Origin of the sequence: Hafnia alvei, assembly GCF_900095695.1 — a bacterium.
Taxonomy (GTDB): Bacteria; Pseudomonadota; Gammaproteobacteria; order Enterobacterales; family Enterobacteriaceae; genus Hafnia; species Hafnia alvei_B.
Window position 1 is genome coordinate 37,899 of the sequence record NZ_FMIQ01000070.1, and the last position, 20,943, is coordinate 58,841.

General features: G+C 51.2%; 18 protein-coding genes. 5 read left to right on the top strand and 13 right to left on the bottom strand.

Features of this window, described 5'->3' with window-relative positions; all coding sequences use genetic code 11:
• Positions 1 to 22 precede the first annotated feature (22 nt).
• A complete protein-coding gene (locus BN1044_RS19140) occupies positions 23 to 637 on the bottom strand; it encodes a LysE family translocator (RefSeq protein WP_072310015.1) in 615 nt (204 codons plus the stop codon).
• Positions 638 to 789: 152 nt separating this feature from the next.
• On the opposite strand from BN1044_RS19140, the gene BN1044_RS19145 reads away from it, so the two are divergent.
• From BN1044_RS19145 to folA, 3 genes are all read left to right on the top strand, one after another.
• Positions 790 to 1,566 (top strand): threonine/serine exporter family protein, encoded by a 777-nt coding sequence (locus BN1044_RS19145; protein ID WP_072310016.1) that lies wholly within the window; start codon positions 790 to 792, stop codon positions 1,564 to 1,566.
• Positions 1,566 to 2,030 carry a threonine/serine exporter gene (locus BN1044_RS19150; protein ID WP_175421628.1) on the top strand — a complete coding sequence of 155 codons (465 nt, stop codon included), beginning with the start codon at positions 1,566 to 1,568 and terminating at the stop codon, positions 2,028 to 2,030. Before BN1044_RS19145 ends, BN1044_RS19150 begins: the two co-directional genes overlap by 1 nt.
• A gap of 156 nt (positions 2,031 to 2,186) precedes the next feature.
• Positions 2,187 to 2,669: a type 3 dihydrofolate reductase gene (gene folA / locus BN1044_RS19155; RefSeq protein ID WP_072310018.1), complete on the top strand. Its 483-nt coding sequence runs from the start codon at positions 2,187 to 2,189 to the stop codon at positions 2,667 to 2,669.
• Between the two features lie 69 nt (positions 2,670 to 2,738).
• Here the strand turns inward: folA and apaH are convergent, their stop codons facing one another.
• From apaH to lptD, 6 genes are all read right to left on the bottom strand, one after another.
• A complete protein-coding gene (gene apaH, locus BN1044_RS19160) occupies positions 2,739 to 3,578 on the bottom strand; it encodes a bis(5'-nucleosyl)-tetraphosphatase (symmetrical) ApaH (protein ID WP_072310019.1) in 840 nt (279 codons plus the stop codon).
• A gap of 17 nt (positions 3,579 to 3,595) precedes the next feature.
• Positions 3,596 to 3,973 (bottom strand): Co2+/Mg2+ efflux protein ApaG, encoded by a 378-nt coding sequence (apaG, locus tag BN1044_RS19165; protein WP_025801435.1) that lies wholly within the window; start codon positions 3,971 to 3,973, stop codon positions 3,596 to 3,598.
• Positions 3,974 to 4,049: 76 nt separating this feature from the next.
• Positions 4,050 to 4,862: a 16S rRNA (adenine(1518)-N(6)/adenine(1519)-N(6))-dimethyltransferase RsmA gene (gene rsmA, locus BN1044_RS19170; protein ID WP_072310020.1), complete on the bottom strand. Its 813-nt coding sequence runs from the start codon at positions 4,860 to 4,862 to the stop codon at positions 4,050 to 4,052.
• Positions 4,855 to 5,871, bottom strand: coding sequence for a 4-hydroxythreonine-4-phosphate dehydrogenase PdxA (pdxA, locus tag BN1044_RS19175; protein ID WP_072310021.1), 1,017 nt, complete (start codon positions 5,869 to 5,871; stop codon positions 4,855 to 4,857). The genes rsmA and pdxA overlap by 8 nt, the downstream gene beginning before the upstream one ends.
• The gene (gene surA, locus BN1044_RS19180) at positions 5,852 to 7,150 is read right to left on the bottom strand and encodes a peptidylprolyl isomerase SurA (RefSeq protein ID WP_072310022.1); all 1,299 of its coding nucleotides are present in this window, start codon (positions 7,148 to 7,150) and stop codon (positions 5,852 to 5,854) included. The genes pdxA and surA overlap by 20 nt, the downstream gene beginning before the upstream one ends.
• A 108-nt stretch (positions 7,151 to 7,258) precedes the next feature.
• A complete protein-coding gene (gene lptD, locus BN1044_RS19185; protein ID WP_072310023.1) occupies positions 7,259 to 9,649 on the bottom strand; it encodes an LPS assembly protein LptD in 2,391 nt (796 codons plus the stop codon).
• A 159-nt stretch (positions 9,650 to 9,808) separates the two neighbouring features.
• Here lptD and djlA point away from each other — a divergent pair, with 159 nt between their 5' ends.
• The gene (djlA, locus tag BN1044_RS19190; protein WP_072310024.1) at positions 9,809 to 10,645 is read left to right on the top strand and encodes a co-chaperone DjlA; all 837 of its coding nucleotides are present in this window, start codon (positions 9,809 to 9,811) and stop codon (positions 10,643 to 10,645) included.
• Positions 10,646 to 10,700: 55 nt separating this feature from the next.
• Here the strand turns inward: djlA and BN1044_RS19195 are convergent, their stop codons facing one another.
• The 6 genes from BN1044_RS19195 to BN1044_RS19220 form a co-directional block, all read right to left on the bottom strand.
• A complete protein-coding gene (locus BN1044_RS19195) occupies positions 10,701 to 10,949 on the bottom strand; it encodes a putative Se/S carrier protein (protein WP_072310025.1) in 249 nt (82 codons plus the stop codon).
• On the bottom strand, positions 10,939 to 11,727 hold the full coding sequence (locus BN1044_RS19200; protein WP_072310026.1) for an acyl-CoA dehydratase activase: 789 nt from the start codon (positions 11,725 to 11,727) through the stop codon (positions 10,939 to 10,941). Before BN1044_RS19200 ends, BN1044_RS19195 begins: the two co-directional genes overlap by 11 nt.
• Positions 11,728 to 11,737: 10 nt before the next feature.
• Positions 11,738 to 12,889, bottom strand: coding sequence for a double-cubane-cluster-containing anaerobic reductase (locus BN1044_RS19205; protein ID WP_072310027.1), 1,152 nt, complete (start codon positions 12,887 to 12,889; stop codon positions 11,738 to 11,740).
• A 165-nt stretch (positions 12,890 to 13,054) separates the two neighbouring features.
• A complete protein-coding gene (rluA, locus tag BN1044_RS19210) occupies positions 13,055 to 13,708 on the bottom strand; it encodes a bifunctional tRNA pseudouridine(32) synthase/23S rRNA pseudouridine(746) synthase RluA (protein WP_072310087.1) in 654 nt (217 codons plus the stop codon).
• 83 nt (positions 13,709 to 13,791) lie between these two features.
• The gene (gene rapA, locus BN1044_RS19215; protein ID WP_072310028.1) at positions 13,792 to 16,698 is read right to left on the bottom strand and encodes an RNA polymerase-associated protein RapA; all 2,907 of its coding nucleotides are present in this window, start codon (positions 16,696 to 16,698) and stop codon (positions 13,792 to 13,794) included.
• A 229-nt stretch (positions 16,699 to 16,927) separates the two neighbouring features.
• The gene (locus BN1044_RS19220) at positions 16,928 to 19,282 is read right to left on the bottom strand and encodes a DNA polymerase II (protein ID WP_072310029.1); all 2,355 of its coding nucleotides are present in this window, start codon (positions 19,280 to 19,282) and stop codon (positions 16,928 to 16,930) included.
• Positions 19,283 to 20,121: 839 nt separating this feature from the next.
• Here BN1044_RS19220 and BN1044_RS19225 point away from each other — a divergent pair.
• A complete protein-coding gene (locus BN1044_RS19225) occupies positions 20,122 to 20,889 on the top strand; it encodes a DedA family protein (protein WP_072310030.1) in 768 nt (255 codons plus the stop codon).
• Positions 20,890 to 20,943 lie beyond the last annotated feature (54 nt).

The following is a 20,943-nucleotide window of genomic DNA, read 5'->3' on the forward strand; positions in this document are numbered from 1 at the left end:
TACGGAAAGAGGGCGTTTAGCCTTAGCTTAAGGCCACTTTCAGACCTAACCCAATCAGCATCACACCTAAAAGGCGGTCGATGATCTTTTGTGCTTTTGCCAGCGCTAGTCGAACAGGCGCGCTTTGAATCAGCACAACCAGCATTGGCCACCAAATGAAAGATAAACCTAAAATTATCCCCGCATACCACAGTTTTTCACCCACGCCTGAGTTAACCTCTAATACCTGAGTGAATACCGCCAGAAAGAATAATGTCGCCTTAGGATTGAGTAAGTTACACAAATAGCCTTGTAAGAATGCGCTTTTGAGGCTGACTTGCTGAGGTGTTTGGTTATCGACGTTTATCTTGCTGCCGCCACGGGAAAAGAGGGCATGAATGCCAATCCAGACTAAATAGGCAGCACCGGCATATTTCAGAATATTAAACAGCCACGGTGTGGTGGTGATTACCACGGCCAGACCAGCGACACAATACGACATATGGGTTGCTACGCCGCCGATCACGCCAAGTGCGGTCATCATGCCGGCCTGACGCCGATATCGTGCGGCATTTTTGATCACTAAGAAGAAATCGGGGCCGGGCGATAACATCCCCAGCGTTGCGATAGACGCAACAAACAGCGTGGTTTCAAACATGATGAGATCCGTGGTGAGAAAAAATAATAACGCCTCTATGAGGCAAGGACATCACCTCTATTGGGGTTATTGAAGCAATATGATAAGAATATGAAAGCACTATTTTTAATCGAAAAATGAACGCATAACAACCAAAAAAATCAGGAAAAACCATGGATGTGGACTCTCATAAGCAGAGGGAAATAACCCGGCTCTGTATACAATGTGCCCTTTTTTTGTTGCAGCACGGCGCAGAAAGCATGCTGGTCGAACAGCTTTCATCTCGGTTAGGCATTGCACTTGGCGCTGAAAGCGTTGAAAGCTCAATCTCGGCAAACGCAGTGGTGTTGACGACGATCATTGATGGTCACTGCATGACATCAACGCGCAAAAATGTGGATCGCGGGATCAATATGCACGTTGTGACCGAGGTTCAACATATTGTGATTATGGCTGAGCACCATTTGTTGGATATCAAAGATGTGCACCGGCGTTTTGAGCATATCAAGCCGTTACGCTATCCGCGCTGGTTACTGGTTTTGATGGTTGGACTTTCCTGTGGGTGTTTCTGCAAACTCAACGGTGGCGGTTGGGATGGTTCTTTGGTGGCATTTATTGCCAGCGCCGTGGCGATGTATGTGCGGCAGGTACTGACCCAGCGCCAAATGCATCCGCAGATTAACTTCTGTATCACTGCTTTTGTTGCCACCACGGTATCGGGTTTACTCATCCAATATGACCCATTTAAAGAAACCTCCACCATCGCTATGGCGGCGAGTGTTTTGCTACTGGTGCCCGGTTTCCCTTTGATTAATGCCGTGGCGGATATGTTCAAAGGGCATGTGAATACCGGCTTGGCTCGCTGGGCAATGGCGTCGTTATTGACGCTGGCGACCTGTATTGGCGTGGTGATGGCGATGTCGCTGTGGGGGCTCAGAGGATGGATATAATCGATTTATTGTTGGCATTGTTGCAGGACATGGTTTTAGCCGCAGTGCCTGCCGTAGGTTTTGCGCTGGTATTTAATGTTCCCGTCCGTGCGCTACGCTACTGTGCATTGCTGGGGGCTATTGGTCACGGTTCACGCATGTTGATGATGCACTTTGGGATAAACATCGAGTGGGCAACGCTAGGCGCCGCGATATTGATTGGAGTGCTGGGGATTCAGTGGTCACGTAGGCTGCTTGCTCATCCTAAGGTGTTTACCGTCGCCGCCGTGATCCCTATGTTCCCTGGGATCTATGCCTACACGGCGATGATTTCCGTGGTGAAAATTTCGCACCTTGGCTTTAGCGATGCGCTGTTTGAAACCATGGTAACCAATTTCCTAAAAGCGTCGTTTATTGTGGGGGCGCTTTCCATCGGCCTATCTCTTCCGGGACTGTGGTTATATCGCAAACGTCCAAGCGTCTAGTTTGTGTGAGTCTAAGAGGCGAAAAATCGAAGTAGAAATGCTGTTTTATCTGAGAGTTAGTTTAAGTGGGTGTAAATGACTCTATCTGGCTATCGACACCCGTTAACCCTTTACTTATAGTGTGCGCAATTTTTCTACTTGATAGGATCGACCAACATGTATATCAGCCTAATTGCTGCGCTTGCAGCAGATCGTGTTATTGGTATGGAAAACGCGATGCCGTGGCATTTACCGGCCGATCTCGCGTGGTTTAAGCGTAATACTTTAGATAAGCCCGTTATTATGGGACGCAAGACGTTTGAATCTATTGGCCGACCTCTGCCTGGGCGTCACAATATCGTACTAAGCAGCCAGCCGGGCAATGATGACCGCGTGACATGGGTTGCTTCACCCGAGGCTGCAATTGCCGCTGCGGGCGATGTTGAAGAGGTAATGGTTATCGGTGGTGGCAGTATTTATTCCCAGTTCCTGCCGCTGGCTCAACGGATGTATTTAACGCACGTTGAGGCTGAAGTGGGCGGAGATACCTACTTCCCAGACTATGAACCTGATGAGTGGGAAACCTCATTTAGCGAATTTCATGATGCCGACAGCGCAAACTCTCACGGCTATTGCTTTGAGATCTTGCATAAGCGCTAAGTAACCGCATGATAAAAAAAGCCCGCATATGATTGCGGGCTTTTTTGTTTTGAAATCATTGCACGCTAATTATGCCGACTCTTCTATCGATTTAATACGCAGAGAGGGCTGAGTGAAATACTGTTTGTCTTCCCAGCGAAGCATGGTTAACTCACCTCCCCAACAGCATCCAGTATCCATCGCATAGACCTGCGGCGGAGTGCCTTTTCCTTCCAGTGATGCCCAATGTCCAAAGGCGATTGAGTAACCTTCATCCAATACTTTGCTAGGCAAATTAAACCATGGCTTTAGCGGTGAGGGCGCTTCGCCCGGCGCATCTTTGCAGATCATATCCAGCTCGCCACCCGGAAAACAGTAACGCATACGCGTTAAGGCGTTGGTTGAAAAACGCAGACGTTGTAATCCGGTGAGGCCATCAATCCAGCTGTTTGGCATATCGCCATACATAGCGTTTAAAAACAGCGGATAGCTGTCGCTGCTTAGCACGGCTTCAACTTCTCGCGCACAAAGCTGCGCGGTCTCTATGTCCCACTGAGGGCTGATACCCGCGTGCGCCATCACCAGCTTTAGCTCGTTATCAACCTGAAGTATGGGCTGGCGCCGTAGCCAATTAATCAGACTATCGGCATCAGGTGCGTCGAGCAGCGGGGTAATCTTATCTTTCGGCTTGTTGCGACTAATGCCTGCATACACGGCGAGAAGATGCAGATCGTGATTCCCTAGCACCATCCGAACGCTATCGCCCAGCGACTGTACATAGCGGAGAACTTCCACCGAGTCTGGGCCACGAGCCACCAAATCTCCGGTTAGCCACAGCGTGTCTTTAGCCGGATCAAAATCAACCTGCGCCAATAAAGAACGAAGCTCTTCATAGCAACCGTGGACATCGCCAATCAATAATGTAGACATAGATGAGTCAGTTTTGCTCAGTTAATGAGTGTCGGGATAGCTAAACGAAATACGGGTATGGCGATACGAAATTCCTGACCGGCATGATCGATCATTTCATAATGTCCTTCCATGGTGCCGCAAGGCGTTTCAATAATGGCTCCACTGGTATATTGGAACTCATTATTGGGCAGAATGAGCGGCTGTTCGCCAATCACGCCTTCGCCCTGAACTTCAGTCTGACGCCCGTTACCGTTGGTAATCAGCCAGTAACGTCGTAGGAGCTGCACATTGAATCGTCCAAGATTCCTAATAGTGATGGTATACGCGAAAACAAAACGCTCTTCATCGGGAAGAGATTGGGTTTCTGCATAGGCACTTTGTACCTGAATACACACACGAGGTGAATCAATCATGATGTACGGCTCCCGTTATGACGTTGTCAGCGAGACTTATACCCTAACTGATAAACAGAGAGGGTATATTGCACAACTATTCTGCTGATTTCTCACACAGCCAGTTGGCAAGTTTGCAATAGTTCTCGACAGAGATGCTCTCTGCACGCAGGGCAGGATCGATACCCAACTCGGTCAATTGTTCTGGCGTGAACAGATGGCCCAAGCTATTGCGCACGGTTTTGCGGCGCTGATTAAAAGCTTCTGTGGTGATACGGCTAAGTACGCGGATGTCTTTGACCGGATGCGGAATCGTCGCATGAGGGATCAAACGAACCACGGCTGAGTCCACTTTTGGTGCTGGACGAAACGCCGTTGGCGGAACTTCCAGTACAGGAATAACCTGACAGTAGTATTGCGCCATAACGGTCAAACGACCATAGGCTTTACTGTTCGGTCCTGCAACCAAACGGTTCACCACTTCTTTTTGCAACATGAAATGCATGTCGCTGATAGCTCCAGTATAGGTGAACAGATGGAACATCAACGGCGTTGAAATGTTGTATGGCAGATTACCAAATACGCGTATCGGTTGACCCAGTTCACGTGACAGCTCGCCAAAATCAACGGTCATCGCATCTTGCTGACGAATGTTAAGCTTGCTGCTGATAAACGGATGGGTTGCTAGTCGCGCGGCTAAATCACGGTCGAGTTCGATAACCGTCATCTTGTCCATGCGGTCGGCAACAGGCTCGGTTAAAGCACCCAAACCGGGGCCGATTTCAACCACGGCTTGGCCTGGCATTGGATGGATAGCGGACACAATGCTGTCGATCACATATTGATCGGTCAGGAAGTTTTGTCCAAAACGTTTACGAGCCAGATGGCCTTGGTGAACTCTGTTATTCATTACTGTTATTTATCATTTTAATAGCGAGATTTAATGCTGTTCTGAAACTACCCACATCAGCGATGCCAGTAGCAGCCAGATCCAGCGCGGTGCCGTGATCGACGGAGGTGCGAATGAACGGCAGCCCCAACGTAATATTCACAGCGCGGCCGAAGCCTTGGTATTTTAGCACCGGTAGGCCTTGATCGTGATACATCGCCAAAACGGCATCGGCGTGTTCCAGATACTTAGGCTGGAATAGCGTATCAGCGGGCAGGGGCCCAATCAGGTGAATACCCTTTTGACGCAGTGACTCAAGCGTCGGAATGATCACATCAATTTCTTCACGTCCCATATGACCGCCCTCACCCGCGTGGGGATTAAGGCCACAGACGTAAATTTGCGGTTCATTAATACCAAATTTGGTACGTAAATCATGATGAAGGATCGTGATAACTTCAGTCAGCGTTTGTGGCGTAATCGCCGCCGGCACATCAAGTAGTGGAAGATGGGTAGTGGCTAATGCAACACGCAACTCTTCCGTCGCCAACATCATCACCACACGATTGCGATGGCTACGTTCAGCGAAGAACTCTGTATGGCCAGTGAAAGGCACGCCCGCGTCGTTAATAATGCCTTTGTGAACCGGACCGGTAATGAGCGCCGCGAATTCGCTGCTCAGGCAGCCATCACACGCTCGCGCCAGCGTTTCAACCACGTAGGCACCATTATTGGCATCAAGCTGCCCTGGCAACGTTTTACCGTGCAGCGTGATTGGCAGAATAGTGAGCGTTTTTTCTGCCTGTGCCTGCGCGGGGGCATCAGGCTGATATTCTCGCAGCGTAAGCGGCAGTTGCAATAACGCGGCACGTTCAAGCAACAAAGCCGGATCGGCGCACACTACCAGCTCAGCAGGCCAAGCCTGTTGAGCAAGAGCGATAACCAAATCCGGCCCCACCCCGGCAGGTTCACCGGGGGTTATAACGACACGAAACGTGTCATCTGTATGATTACTGGGCATTGCTACCATCAATAATTTTTACATAAGCGCTGGCACGCTCTTCCTGCATCCAAGTCTGTGCTTCTTCCGCAAACTTGCGGTTGAACAGCATGCGATATGCGCGATCTTTCTGTGCATCATCGGTGCGGTCAACTTGGCGTGTATCCATCAGTTGAATCAAATGCCAGCCAAATGAAGAGTGAACCGGAGCGCTTAGCTCGCCTTTTTGCAGCTTCATTAACGCATCGCGGAAAGCAGGATCGTACATGGTTGGAACTGCCCAACCGAGGTCACCACCTTTCAGCGCGGAACCTGGATCCTGAGAGATAGCGCGAGCAGCTTCATCAAAGGTGATCTGCTTGCTCTTAATTTGCTGGGCAATGTCCTGCAGTTTGGCTCGAGCCTGATCGTCGGTCATTACCGGAGAAGGGCGCAGCAAAATATGGCGAGCGTGTACTTCGGTTACAGACACATTAGCCTGACCGCCACGAACGTCATTCACTTTTAGAATATGGAACCCAACGCCAGAGCGGATTGGACCAATGATGTCACCTTTTTTAGCCGTTTGCAGTGCAGCCGCAAACAGTGAAGGCAGTTCTTGAATTTTTCCCCAGCCCATTTGGCCGCCTTTCAGCGCCTGAGAGTCTGCGGAATAACTGACTGCCATCTTGCCAAAATCAGCACCTTTGTTCAGTTGATCAGTCAACTGACGAGCCTGTTGTTCTGCGTCGTCCACCTGCTGCTGCGATGGGTTTTCCGGCAGAGCAATCAGGATGTGGCTGAGATTAAGCTCGGTATCAGCACCGTTCTGCGATCCAACCTGTTTAGCTAACGCTTCAACTTCTTGCGGAAGGATAGTCACGCGGCGGCGAACTTCATTGTTACGAACTTCAGAAATAAGCATCTCTTTGCGGATCTGCTCACGATAGGTTTTATAGTTAATCCCATCGGCGGCCAAACGGCTGCGCATCTGATCCATCGACATGTTGTTTTGCTGGGCAATGTTACCAATTGCACGATCGACGTCAGCATCGGTCATATTGATGCCCATCTTTTTCGCCATCTGCAACTGGATGTTATCCATGATCAGACGCTCAAGGATCTGGTGACGTAGCGTGGCATCATCAGGCAGTTGCTGACCGGCTTCACGCGCGTTCAGTTTTACGGATTGCATCAGACCATCGACGTCACTTTCCAGCACCACACCGTTATCAACCACAGCGGCTACTTTATCAACGACTTGAGGGGCTGCAAACGCAGTGTTGGCACAGAATGCTACACCGAGTATCAGCGTTCTCCAGTTCTTCATACCTTTTCCATTTATCCAATCCGCATCGCTGCGGGTTAATGTCAAAACTCTGCTTTTACTAATCGAGCTACAACTAGGTAGTGATTAGACCACAAAAATCGCAAAATGTTAGAAAGCACGCTGGTAAGGCAAGATACCTTTTTGCAGCATGTCTGCCGTACCCAAGCTGTAATTCGTGCCCAAACCACGCAGTGCGAAGGTGAACGAGAACTTGTTGTCGTACTTACTGTTTGGCTGCGAGGAGGTGGAATCCCATGAGGTAATTTTACGCTCGTAGTTTACACCAACAGACCAGCAACAGGTGTTGTATTGAAGGCCGACCAGTGAATCCGCGGTTTGATTCGCATTGGTGTCGTAGTAATACGCCGCCACTAACGCCCAGCGATCTGCGACAGGAATACTCCCCGTTGCGCCCACTTGGCTAATCCCTTGGTTATACAGATCGTTATTGGCATATTGCGGGATCATCGCCGTAACATACTCAGGGCTGGCGTAGCGATAGCTGAACTGGACCATTGTCTCAGCATCTTTACGATACTCCATGACCGCATCGCCTAGCGCTACGTTGTTTAGGCGGGTGTCATACTGCAAGCCACCACGGATGCCCCAGTGATCGGTAATTTTCCAGTAAGAATCACCAGCCCAAACGAGGCTGCCGGTGTCTTTGTCTTTATCGGTAGATAGGGTTTCATCACCGGTACGTGAGCGTTCGAAGTAGTAGATTTGTCCCAAGGATGCGTTAAAACGTTCGACCAGCGCATCATCATAGACACGCGTGGTTAAACCGGTCGACATCTGGTTGGCTGAGGCAATACGGTCCAAACCACTGTAGATACGGTCACGGAACAGGCCGGTATAGTCCATCTGCAGCAGCGTTGAGTCATAAACGCCGATTTCGCTTTGATCGCGATACGGGATATACAGGTACTGAGCACGAGGCTCCAGCGTTTGGGTATAGCCTTCTGCCCAATCCATGTCGCGATCGAAAGTGACTTTTCCGTCAACTTTCAACTCTGGCATAACGCGATTTACCGAATCTTTAAGATCGCTAAAGTTGCTATTGTTATCTGGCAGCGTCTGTTGGTAGTGAGTTGCCAATAGCTTGGTTTCGGTATTCACACTGGCCCAGCCGTTTGACCAAGGAAGGTCAAGGGTTGGTTCGAAGTGATAACGATCGGCTTCAGGCTGATTATCGCTTTCGTTAGTGAATTTAACTGCTTGGCCATATAAATGCAGGTCAAACGGTCCGATATCGTTTTTATAGTAGTTCAAATCTAACTGTGGTTCGGCACGGTAAGAGTTTGAGTTACCGGCATCAGCAAACACTTGGAACTGCGTGGTGGATAGCTTCGCATTCCAGTTTTGCTCAGCATAGCCCACGCTGAATTTCTGCGTTGCGTAGCCATCTGTGCTGGAACCGTGGGTCGAATCCAGATCGTTAAAGTAGTAAGGATCGCTTACTTTGGTGTAGTCGACGTTGAATCGCCACACCTTGTCCATCACGCCGCTGTGCTGCCAGTAGAACAACCAGCGTTTTTTATCTTTTTCCGCGTCAGAGATATTGTTTTTATCCAGACGGTCATCGGCGTACTGTTTGTCTTTGTTTAACCAGTCCAGCTCCATCAAGCCGGTACCCGCCACGGTTAGATAGCGGAACTCGTTCTGCAGTTGCAGACCGCGGTTTTCCATGTAGTGTGGGGTAATGGTGGCATCGACCTGAGGGGCGATGTTCCAATACCATGGCAGGCTAAACTCAACGCCGTCGTTGCTGGAGTATTTAAAATCGGGTAGCAAGAAGCCGGAGCGACGTTTGTCACCGATTGGGAGCTGCAGATAAGGGCTGTAGAAAACCGGAACGGGGCCTATTTTAAAGCGCGCGTTCCAAATTTCCGCCACTTCTTCCTGCCGATCCTGAATGATTTCAGAACCTGCAACGCTCCAGCTATTATCGCCAGGCAAACAGGACGTAAAGGTCCCGTTTTCTAAAATGGTGTAGCGGTTCTCGGCGCGGGTTTTCATTAAATCCGCCGTGCCTCGACCTTGGCGACCGACGAACTGATAATCACCCTGCCACACGTTAGTGTCTTTGTTATTCAGATTTGACCACGCGTTCGGGCCTTTCAGTTTGACCTGATTATCTGAATAGTTAACGTTGCCGGTTGCAGTGACCGTGCGCAGCGGATCGGGTTTATCTTTAAGAAACTTCTGATCGAGCTGAACCTGATCGGCTGTCAGCGTGCTATTACCCTGCTCAATGTTCACGTTTCCGCTGAACACCGCATTATCTGGATAATTTGCATCGCTTTTATCGGCTTGAATATGCACCGGTAAATCATTTGGATTGCCGGATACCAGTGGTTTGTTATACATAGGCACGCCGAGCAAGCATTGCTCAGCAAGATCGGCCAGAGCGTTCTGGCTATATAGTGCCGACCAAACCAAGGTGGCAACCAGTGTTGGAATACTTTTTTTCATACGCGGTTTCAGAAGTTCCGTCATCAGAGGCGTCGAGCAGCGAACGGTCAGAGACTATATCACCCCTAAGCGTTGCGCTAGTGTTAAATTGACGCATTCTTGGTTGCTGTCGTTAGGCGTCAGAATAAATGACAGGTATGATAAAGCAAATTATGTCCCTCGGCATGATGAATTGAGGACGATATGCAGTATTGGGGTAAATTAATCGGATTAGTTCTTGGTCTAATGTCAGGAACAGGCTTTTGGGGCGTTGTGTTAGGGCTACTTATTGGCCATATGATAGACAAGTCGCGTCAGGTGAGAAGTAGTGGCTACTTTTCTAACCAAGCGCAGCGACAGGCTCTATTTTTTAGCACAACGTTTCAGGTGATGGGGCATTTAACCAAGTCAAAAGGGCGTGTAACCGAAGCAGATATTCACGTTGCCAGTGCGCTGATGGAAAGAATGCAGCTGCACGGTGCGGCAAGAACGGCGGCGCAGCAGGCGTTTCGCGAAGGTAAGCAGGCTGATTTCCCCCTGCGTGAAAAGCTGCGAGAATTGCGCAGCATCTGCTTTGGGCGTGTCGATCTCATCCGTATGTTCTTGGAGATCCAACTACAGGCCGCATTTGCCGATGGTTCGTTGCATCCGAATGAGCGAGCGGTGCTGTATGTGATCGCCGAAGAGCTTGGCTTCTCTCGCATTCAGTTTGATCAGTTCCTGAGCATGATGGAGGGTGGGCGCCAGTTTGGCGGTGGCTACCAGCAACAAGGACAGTATCAGCAGCAAGGCGGATACGGTGGCGGCTATCAGCGCCAAACGGGGCCAACGTTAGCGGATGCTTGCAAAGTGTTAGGTGTTAAGCCGAACGACGACGCCACGACGATCAAACGAGCGTACCGCAAGCTGATGAGCGAGCACCATCCAGATAAACTGGTAGCGAAAGGTTTGCCGCCGGAAATGATGGAAATGGCCAAACAGAAAGCGCAAGAGATTCAGGCCGCTTACGATTTAATTAAGAAGGAAAAAGGATTCAAGTAATCCTTTAGCCGATAAAAAGCCCGCAATAGATTACTGCGGGCTTTTTTATGTCGATTTACGCGTTCAGCGAGACAGCGTGATACGTCTCATCCTCGCAGCGAAAAATCGCCGATGTTTCACCGTCAACCCACCATTGCGACAGTTCAGGCTCGGGACAGCATAGCCGAATACTCAATCCGCAGCCGCTGCTCAGCTGGCGTGGAATATCTGCGACTTTAAATTCCACGTTTTGTGCCTGAAGCCGTTTTTTCAAACGTACAACCCCTAGCGTGCTGTGGAACAAAAAAAGATATTCATCCTCCATGCAGGCCTCTCTTTTTCTGCCGTCTACCGAGGAGCGCAGCGCCTAATGCCCCTGCAAACTGAGCATCAGGATGCGTTTTTACCTCGGTGTCTAGCGCTTCACTAAGATGCAGGCGAAACGCGTCACAATGGCTTACGCCGCCGGTAAATAAGATCGTCGGGCGCACGCCGAGTCGGCCAATAAAGTTGGCGCTGCGGCGTGCCATGGCATAAACGATGCCGGATAAAATAGACTCAGGCGCCACACCGGCAGAACGCAGGCTGATGACTTCTGACTCGGCGAATACCGTACACATGCTGGAAATTGGATGTGGAGCTACGCCGGTAACCAGTTTATCCAGCAGACTGACCTCAGTCCCAAGCGTGCGGGATATCACTTCGAGAAAGCGCCCGGTCCCCGCGGCACACTTATCGTTCATCAGAAAGTCAGTGAGGCTTCCATCCGTATCCAGATGGATAACTTTGCTGTCTTGCCCGCCAATGTCGATAACCGTATGAGCGTTAGGACACAAAAAACGCGCACCTACGCCATGGCAGGTAATCTCTGTCACCTGCTTATCGGCGTAGTCCACCAAGGCACGTCCGTAGCCGGTGAGCGTGAGCATGGGTCGTTCACTTAGATCTGCACTCAGCTGTAACCACGCCTCATCAATCGTGTCCTGCGGGCGAAACGACGTGGGCCCGAGAAAACGGCGCAGGATCTCACCGCCGTTAGCGTGGCTCATTAAGATCCCTTTGGTGGCCGTAGAGCCAGAATCTATGCCAATACTTAAACTCACGCGCTGCTCCTCACATCATTTCGATAAACGCACTCACGCGAGTATTAAGCTGGCCAATATCCGAGTTGGAGTAGTCCGTTTCGATTGCCATGTAAGGAATATCATGTTGCTGGCGCACATGCCGTTTGATGGCAAGAGACTCCACCGCGTAGGTATGGCAGGCCTGAAGAATAACGTCGATAACGCCGTCGGCCTGATACTCGTCAATCATCTGGCTAAGCAGATTCAGGCGCTGGGTATTGGGGGAAATGCACGAACAACCAATCGCCAGATATTTGTCGGTCAATGCGTCGTACACGTCGCCTTCTTCGCTAACCTGCATTTCAGTGGCTTTCGCGCCGGTGCAGTTTTCGTAACCCACCACCCAACCACCGTTTTCTTCTATGGCGCGAACCACTTTTTCTGCCGCGCCGCCGATTGGGCAGCCAGTTATCAAAATGCGTGGTCGTGGCTCAAGGCGTTTGCCTTGCTCATATTCCTGCCGCACTTTTGCTGTTAAGGCGTTGAGTTCGTCGATCAGCGCATTTTTATCGAATTTGAAGGTGGCGCCGTATACGACCTTAAGGATCTCTACCCCAGAAAGTGCGGGAGGATTAAGCTGGCCCAAACGATAAAAAGAGGACAGCGCCGCACGTTCTTGGTTTTTTAGCGCAATGGCTGTACGCAGATCGTGCTCGCTAATTTTACGGCCAAACTGCTGTTCAAGCGTGCTCTGCAACCGCAAAATCTCAGCGCGCCATAGCGCACGTGAAGCGTCATCGCTGGCGCTGTTCGGCAGTTGCATCACATGTACCGGTTTGAACTCAGCCATGTACTCATACATTTTTTTCTTTCCGTCGCAGGTAGTTTCTCCCACAACCAGATCTGAAAAATAGAAATAGGGGCATTTATCCGTTTTGCCAAACCCGTAGCTGCTCTTGATCAGCGGGCAGAGATTACGCGGCAGATCTTTCTCTGCTTCTTCAATGGTTTCATCGCTGGTTGAGCAAAGTGAAACCACCACCGCGCCGGCGGCTAAGGCAATTTCTTGTGGCATAAAGGTGCAGTAGGTACCCACCAGCGGGATGTTTTGTTCTTTGAGTTCTAAAACGGTGAGAAATCCCTGACGGCGTGCGTCGGAGAAGCTATCGAAAATGGCGGGTAATTCATTGATGAGTGACATGGCTATTCCTTCCCCGGACCCGGGCGAACGATGATTTAGGGTTTAGATAGAAAACGTACGGTCACGATGTACCGTAGAAAAACTAAACGATCGTAGGGGACTATAGCCTTAAGAAGATAATGGTTATAGGAGGTGGCTCACAGAGCCACCTTATTGGGAAAGGCTTTAGAAATCAGGCTCGCAGCTAAAATGCATCGCGGTGCCAAACTCAGGATGGGTAATACGCAGTTCTTGAGCGTGCAGCTGAAGGCGTGGAGCCATCGCTTTGGCTTCGGGATGTGCGTAAAACTTATCACCGAGAATAGGATGGCCTAGCGCCAGCATGTGTACACGCAGCTGGTGTGATCGACCAGTGATGGGCGTCAGTTTCACTCGCGTGGAACCATCGGCATCGCGGCTTAGGACCAGATAACCGGTTTGCGCCGATTTTCCGTGCTCAAAGCACACTTTCTGCTTAGGCCGATTGGGCCAATCGCAGATCAAAGGTAAATCGATCAGGCCTTCGTCATGCTCCATATGACCCCATATGCGGGCAATATAGCTTTTCTTCGGCTCGCGTTCGCGGAACTGGCGCTTAAGCTCGCGCTCGGCGGCTTTCGTCAGCGCAACGACCATAACGCCGCTGGTCGCCATATCTAACCGATGCACCGATTCGGCTATGGGGAAATCAGCCTGAACGCGGGTCATCACGCTGTCCCTGTGCTCTTCAGCACGCCCCGGAACAGACAGCAACCCGCTTGGCTTATTAACCACGATGATATGCTCATCTTGATATAAAACATGCAGCCAAGGCTCACGCGGGGGATGGTATTCCCCCAGCGGCGGCGTTCCTCCCGACAGCGCAGGATCTACGCCGCCAGCGACCGGATTGATTAGGGTATTATGGAGCAGGGGAGTCGTCATTATTGATGAGACACCACGATGAGGCGAATCGCATCCAAACGCCAGCCGGCCTGATCCAGGTTCTCTAGCACCTGACGGCGGTTGAATTCCAGCGTTTCCAGCTCGTCATCACGAATGTTCGGGTTAACGGCTTTCAAGGATTCCAAGCGCGCCAGTTCAGCGCTGAGTTTTTCGTCGGCTTCACGTTTCGCTTCGTTGATGAGCGCAGTCGCTTGCTCGCCAATCAGCGCCTCGCCTGCTTGCAGCATGGCGTGGACGTTCGGCTGAACGGCGTTCACCAGCTTGCTCGAAGTGTGGCGGTTGATGGAGTTCAACTGACGGTTAAAGCTCTCAAACTCAACCTGAGCGGCTAAGTTGGTGCCTTTCGCGTCCAACAGCATACGTACCGGCGTTGGCGGCAAGAAACGGGTCAGTTGCAGGTGTTTCGGTGCCTGAGCTTCCACCACGTAAATGGCTTCTAACAGCAGCGTGCCCACTGGCAATGCCTTGTTTTTCAACAAAGAAACTGCGCAGCTACCGGTATCGCCAGACAAGATCAGATCCAAGCCGTTGCGAATAATCGGATGTTCCCAGCTAATAAACTGTGCATCTTCGCGTGACAGAGCCTGTTCACGGTCGAAGGTGACGGTGCAGCCATCCTGCGGCAGACCTGGGAAATCAGGCACCAGCATATGTTCTGACGGCGTCAGGATAATCATGTTGTCGCTCTGATCGTCCTGATTGATACCCACGATATCAAACAGATTCAGCGCAAAGTTCACCAAGCCAACGTCGTTATCCTGATCGGCAATGGCTTCAGCCAGTTCTTGCGCGGCTTCGCCGCCGTTTGAATGCATTTCTAACAGGCGATCGCGGCCCTGTTCCAGTTGAACTTTCAGAGTATCGTGCTGAGCGCGGCACTCTTTGATGAAGTCATCAAAACCGTCCAACTGAGACGGTGCAGCCAAATAGCCCAGTAGCGTTTGATAGCTGCTGTCATAGATGGTGCGTCCGGTTGGGCAAGTATGCTCAAACGCATCCAGACCTTCGTGATACCAGCGAACCAAGACCGACTGCGCGGTGTTTTCTAGGCAAGGAACGAAAATCTTGATGTCGTGATTCTGGCCAATACGGTCCAGACGGCCAATACGCTGTTCCAGCAGGTCAGGGTTGAATGGCAGGTCGAACATCACCAGATGGTGAGCGAACTGGAAGTTACGCCCTTCAGAGCCGATTTCGGAACACAGCAATACCTGTGCGCCATCTTCCTGCGAAGCAAAATAGGCCGCCGCACGGTCGCGTTCAATAATGGTCATGCCTTCGTGGAATACCGCACCGCGAATTGCTTCGCGCTCGCGCAGTACCTGTTCCAAATTGACTGCCGATGCCGCCTGAGCGCAAATCACCAGCACTTTCTCATCGCGATGTGAGGTCAGGAAATTCATCAGCCATTCAACGCGTGGATCGAAGTTCCACCACGTGGCATTTTCGCCTTCAAATTCTTGGTAAATACGCTCTGGATACAGCATATCGTTGGCGCGCGCTTCAACCGTTTTTTTGCTGCCCATAATACCGGACACTTTAATCGCGGTTTGATACTGCGAAGGCAATGGCAACGTAATCTGATGCAGTTCGCGCTGCGGGAAGCCTTTCACGCCCTGACGGGTATTACGGAACAGCACGCGGCTGGTGCCGTGGCGATCCATCAGCATTTTGACCAGCTCATTACGGGCGTCAACGCTGCCGGTGCCGCCAGCGTTAGCCGCTTTCAGCAATGGCTCAATATCTTGCTCGGCGATCATTTCGCTCAGCATATTGAGCTCTTCGTTGGTCAGATGACCATCGTTGAGCAGCAGCGTCACCGCGTCGGCGACCGGACGATATTTCTGCTGTTCGCTGACAAACTCTTGATAGTCATGGAAACGGTTTGGATCGAGCAGGCGCAGGCGGGCAAAGTGGCTCTCTTGGCCTAATTGCTCTGGGGTGGCGGTTAACAGCAGCACGCCGGGGATATGCTCGGCTAATTGCTCGATCACTTGGTATTCGCGGCTTGGCGCGTTTTCGCTCCATGCCAAATGATGTGCTTCATCGACGACTAACAGATCCCATGCGGCATCTGCCATTTGCTCTAAGCGCTGACGGTTGCGGCGCACAAAGTCCAGCGAGCAAATCACCATCTGTTCGGTTTCGAACGGGTTGGTTGCATCCAGCATGGCTTCGGCGTAGCGAGCATCGTCAAACAGCGAGAAGCGCAGATTGAAGCGACGCAGCATTTCTACCAGCCACTGATGCTGCAAGGTTTCTGGAACCACAATCAGGATACGCTCAGCGCGACCCGCCAGCAGTTGCTGGTGGATAATCATCCCTGCTTCAATGGTTTTACCCAAACCCACTTCATCGGCGAGCAGAACGCGAGGCGCGTGGCGCTGACCCACTTCATAAGCAATGTGCAACTGATGCGGGATCAGGCTGGCGCGCATACCGCGCAGGCCGCTCCACGGAAGACGGAACTGTTCGCTTTGATATTTACGCGCACGGAAACGCAGCGCAAAGCGATCCATACGGTCGATTTGCCCGGCAAACAGGCGGTCTTGAGGTTTGCTGAAGGTCAGTTTGCTATCGAGCAATACTTCGCGCATCACAACGTTAGCTTCTTCAGTATCCAATCGGGTGCCGATATACGTCAGCAGACCATTTTCCTCTTTGACTTCATCTATCTTTAACTGCCAGCCATCGTGGCTGGTGATAGTGTCACCCGGATTAAACATGACGCGGGTAATTGGGGAGTCATTACGTGAGTAAAGGCGGTTTTCGCCGGTCGCAGGGAAAAGCAATGTCACCATGCGGGCATCGATCGCCACAACGGTTCCTAATCCTAATTCGCTTTCCGTATCGCTGATCCAGCGTTGACCTAAGGTAAATGGCATAGATTATCGACTCAACTTTTATGTATTGAACACTGATGATTGAACAACTACTGCATGGGCAGCAGGCGCTGCCGTGGGTAAGTGATTTTCACTTGGCCTACATTATTAGCGATAGCGGGCCGCTTCGTTGCTTGAATTAAGCAATGAAGTAAATGTTTTAACTGAGGGAAGGGCGCTATGTTAAAGGATGAAGGCGCTTTCGTCACCCCCAAACATGGAATTGTCTTAACTAAAATAACCCGAGCTGGCCTGCGACCAGCGTGGTGAAGTCATCCTGCATGAACGGCAAAATAGCGTCGGCAACCGGTTGTAGCTGACGTGAAAGGTAATGATCGTAGTCAATAGGGGCACGTTGGCGCTCTAATGGCTCAGGGCCTGCGGTGGTAATCACATAGCTAATCCAACCGCTGTTTTGATACTGCAATGGACGATTAAGCTCACGATTATAGTCATCGGCAATTTTCGCCGCGCGAGCATGGGGGGGAACATTGCGCTGATATTCACTCAGCTTGCGTCTTAGCCGTTTACGGTAAACCAAGCGGTCGTCAAATTCTCCCGCTAACAGGCGTTGGGTGTAATCGCGGATAAACTCTTGGTAAGGCTGGTTTTTAAATATGCGCGCATACAGCTCTTGTTGAAATTGCTGCGCCAGCGGCGTCCAGTCACTACGCACGGTTTCCATGCCTTTGTACATCATTTCGTCGCCTTTCAGACCCGCATAGCGCTTTTTGCTGCCAAGTTCGGCACCACGGATAGTCGGCATTAAAAAGCGCCGATAGTGGCATTCATATTCCAATTCTAACGCGCTGTCTAAGCCATATTCGGCTTGCAGGTGATCTTTCCACCATTGGTTTATCAGGGCGATCAGGCGTTGTCCGATAGCTTCAGCCTGTTTTTCATCGTGCGCATAATTGAGCCACACAAAAGTTGAATCCGTATCGCCGTAAATCACCGGATAGCCCTCTGCTTCAATCAACTCTCGCGTGCGGCGCATAATCTCATGGCCACGCATCGTTATGGATGATGCGAGGCGTGGATCGAAGAATCGACATCCGCTTGAACCCAATACGCCGTAAAACGCATTCATAATAATTTTGAGCGCCTGAGAGAGTGGGGCGTTTTTTTCGCGCTTAGCGGCCTCGCGGCCTTGCCATATTTGGCTCACGATATCCGGCAAACAGTGCTGCTCGCGGGCAAACCGTGCGCCGCGAAAACCGGCGACGGAGTGTTCATCGTCAGGCTGGCGCAGGCCCTCGATAAGCCCAACGGGGTCAATTAAGAAGGTACGAATAATCGAGGGGTACAGGCTTTTATAATCTAGCACCAGCACAGAATCATACAGGCCGGGGCGCGAATCCATCACGAAGCCACCGGGGCTGGCCTCTTCGGGTAAATCGCCTTGATTCGGTGCGACAAAACCGACGCGGTGCATGCGTGGTAAATAAAGATGCGTGAACGCGGCAACCGAACCGCCGTTGCGATCGGCATTTAAGCCCGTGACCGTGGCGCGTTCGAGTAAAAACGTCATCAGATGGGTATGCTCGAATATGCGGGTGACGAGTTCGCAGTCTTTCAGGTTGTAGTGTGCCAGCGCGGGTTTATCTTCGCGGAATCGACGATCGATTTCAGACATTCGGCTGTAGGGATCGTCCATCGCCTTCCCTTCGCCTAACAGCGTTTGAGACACATTTTCTAAGCTGAAAGAGGGGAAGTTCCAAAACGCGCTTTTTAGGGCTTCAATGCCGTCGATAATCAGGCGTCCGGTGGCAGCGGCGAAAAAGTGTCCTTGTTTAAAGCCATGCTCGCGCCACTCTAGCGCATCGCCCCCGCGGCCTAAACGCAAGGGAACGCCGTAACGCTCGGCGTGTTTTTGTAGCACGCGCAGATCAAACTGGATCAGATTCCAACCGATGATGGCATCAGGATCGTAATGCGCCATCCACTGATTTAAGGCTTCGAGCAACAGTGGGCGACTGTTCACGTAAACCAGATCGAAATCGAGCTGGCTAGCATCTCCATTTTCAGGGCCTAACATATACACCACGCGCTGGCCGCAGCCATGCAGACCGATGGAATAAAGCTCGCCGTGCATGGTGGTTTCGATATCCAGTGATACCAGCTTAAGCGTTGGGCGATAGCTGGGGTTCGGTTTTAGCTGCGTATTGCGCCAAACGCCTTGTGTATCCTGCTGGCCTGAAAACCACACCGGAGCGCAGATAAAACGCTCCATCAAATAGCGATCTGGCGGGCGGATATCCGCTTCATACAGCGTCATGCCTTGTTCCTTGAGGGTTTTCTCAAGGTTCATTAATTGGCGATAGCTACGGCAATAAATCCCCACGACGGGACGCTGATGAAAATCCTTCATCGGCAGCGGTTTTATCTCAATATTGCGCTCGTTTTTCAGCACCTTCTCTGCCTGTGGCAGCTGTTCTGCGGGTAAAAACGCAACGGCTTGTTGCGGCGCAATAGAGACTTTCTGTGGGCCGTTATCGGTCGCCAGCCACAGCTCCACCGACACGCCAGCCGGTGTATCCCGCCAATGACGGGTGAGGACGAAGCCTTGCTGTGGGGTATTTGCCATCGCGGTGATTTTTACCGATTAGGTTGCTGAGAACATAGCTAGTATGAGTATTTATACAGTGGTTGTCTATTATTAGGCTTAAGGCTACGTGTGGTGATTGTTTATGATGGAGTGGTGTTAGGTTTCGTACGCTTATAGGCATCGAACTTCACAGTGACATTGTGCAAGCGTCCGAGCAAGGCGGCTCAGTCGCCGCCGCCTTGCATCCGGGCTTGGCACCACCTTCCAGCCCGCTGCGCGGGTTCCCTCTCTACAAACTATGGGTTTAACCGCACCGTCGCAGAGGCGCTCCCGGCGCCCCTACGACTCTCGCCACATCCCTGTGGCTCGTGCTGACCCGTCGTTTTTCGTTCGGCTGTACGGTAACGTGCCGGAGAAGGTCAACAGCCATAACTAAAAGCTAAAAATCCAAAGCTAAAAGAGTTGATGGGCAATGTTATCTTTTGACGTTGACCTGATGTGGCACGTTGTCCTTCAGCTGAATTGAGGAATGCAGGTTAGGATTCGCCGACAGGGATGTCGGCGAAAGAACGGAGGAGCCAGGATGGCGATTGCCGTTCGTTCCGTTAAAACCGAAATGACGAGATGAAGGAACCTGCGTAGCAGGCTGAGGGACGGTGCCGAGCCGGGTCGCTAGGGGGCGGCGGTGAGCCCCCTAGCACGGACGCCCGCACTATTTTGATATTAGCACCGATGCGTTAGGCGTACGTAACATCACACAGCACCTATACTCATTAAGTTACTCATTTGTAAATAAACGTTTATCCCGGCAATGATAGGTTGACGGCAAACGGTCGGCTCCGCAAAATCGCTGGCTCATTATTTCCGGTGGAAGAATTATGGAAGCGTACCTGCAACACTTGGTGACCCAATCGGTAACCTACTCTCTGATCGCCGTGTTTTTAGTGGCGTTTTTGGAGTCTTTAGCATTGGTCGGGCTGCTTTTACCAGGTACGGTGATGATGGCAACGCTGGGCGCATTAATTGGCAGCGGACAGGTGAATTTCTACTATGCGTGGGGTGTGGGGATTCTGGCGTGTTTTGCCGGCGATTGGGTCTCCTATTTTATTGGCCGCGCTTTCAAAGATCCGCTCCATCGCTGGTCATTTATCAAGAAAAACAAAGCGCTGCTTGATCGAACCGAACATGCTCTCCATCGTCATAGCATGATGACGGTGCTGATTGGCCGTTTCGTTGGCCCAACGCGGCCGGTTGTACCGATGGTGGCGGGCATGCTGGCACTGCCGCCACGCAAATTTATTCCACCTAATATTATTGGCTGTATCACGTGGCCGCCGGTGTATTTCCTGCCGGGGATCTTAGCCGGTGTCGCGATTGATATACCGGCAGGCAGCGGTAGCACGTTATTCAAAGTGTTATTGGCGTTGGTAGTGGTTTCGATTTGGATTGCGGCGTGGCTGAGTTGGCGCTGGTGGCGAGAGGGCAAACGCTCGGCGGATAAACTGTCTCAGTGGCTTACACCGTGGCGTCTACGTATTGCAGCCGTTGCCATGTGGATCGCCGCCGTAGTGAGCTTTGTGCTGATGCATAACCACCCGCTGATGCCAATTTATCGCTCGCTGCTGTGGAAGGTGGTGCAGTTTTAGTTGTGTGGGTAGATTCTTTGAAGTGTATGGAGAGCGAGTTAATCGATGGAGATG

Bases quoted from the DNA above. Each gene is read 5' to 3' on its own strand.
- BN1044_RS19140 (WP_072310015.1), bottom strand. From the start codon at position 637: ATGTTTGAAACCACGCTGTTTGTTGCGTCTATCGCAACGCTGGGGATG.
- BN1044_RS19145 (WP_072310016.1), top strand. From the start codon at position 790: ATGGATGTGGACTCTCATAAGCAGAGGGAAATAACCCGGCTCTGTATA.
- folA (WP_072310018.1), top strand. From the start codon at position 2,187: ATGTATATCAGCCTAATTGCTGCGCTTGCAGCAGATCGTGTTATTGGT.
- apaH (WP_072310019.1), bottom strand. From the start codon at position 3,578: ATGTCTACATTATTGATTGGCGATGTCCACGGTTGCTATGAAGAGCTT.
- apaG (WP_025801435.1), bottom strand. From the start codon at position 3,973: ATGATTGATTCACCTCGTGTGTGTATTCAGGTACAAAGTGCCTATGCA.
- rsmA (WP_072310020.1), bottom strand. From the start codon at position 4,862: ATGAATAACAGAGTTCACCAAGGCCATCTGGCTCGTAAACGTTTTGGA.
- pdxA (WP_072310021.1), bottom strand. From the start codon at position 5,871: ATGGTAGCAATGCCCAGTAATCATACAGATGACACGTTTCGTGTCGTT.
- surA (WP_072310022.1), bottom strand. From the start codon at position 7,150: ATGAAGAACTGGAGAACGCTGATACTCGGTGTAGCATTCTGTGCCAAC.
- lptD (WP_072310023.1), bottom strand. From the start codon at position 9,649: ATGACGGAACTTCTGAAACCGCGTATGAAAAAAAGTATTCCAACACTG.
- djlA (WP_072310024.1), top strand. From the start codon at position 9,809: ATGCAGTATTGGGGTAAATTAATCGGATTAGTTCTTGGTCTAATGTCA.
- BN1044_RS19195 (WP_072310025.1), bottom strand. From the start codon at position 10,949: ATGGAGGATGAATATCTTTTTTTGTTCCACAGCACGCTAGGGGTTGTA.
- BN1044_RS19205 (WP_072310027.1), bottom strand. From the start codon at position 12,889: ATGTCACTCATCAATGAATTACCCGCCATTTTCGATAGCTTCTCCGAC.
- rapA (WP_072310028.1), bottom strand. From the start codon at position 16,698: ATGCCATTTACCTTAGGTCAACGCTGGATCAGCGATACGGAAAGCGAA.
- BN1044_RS19220 (WP_072310029.1), bottom strand. From the start codon at position 19,282: ATGGCAAATACCCCACAGCAAGGCTTCGTCCTCACCCGTCATTGGCGG.
- BN1044_RS19225 (WP_072310030.1), top strand. From the start codon at position 20,122: ATGGAAGCGTACCTGCAACACTTGGTGACCCAATCGGTAACCTACTCT.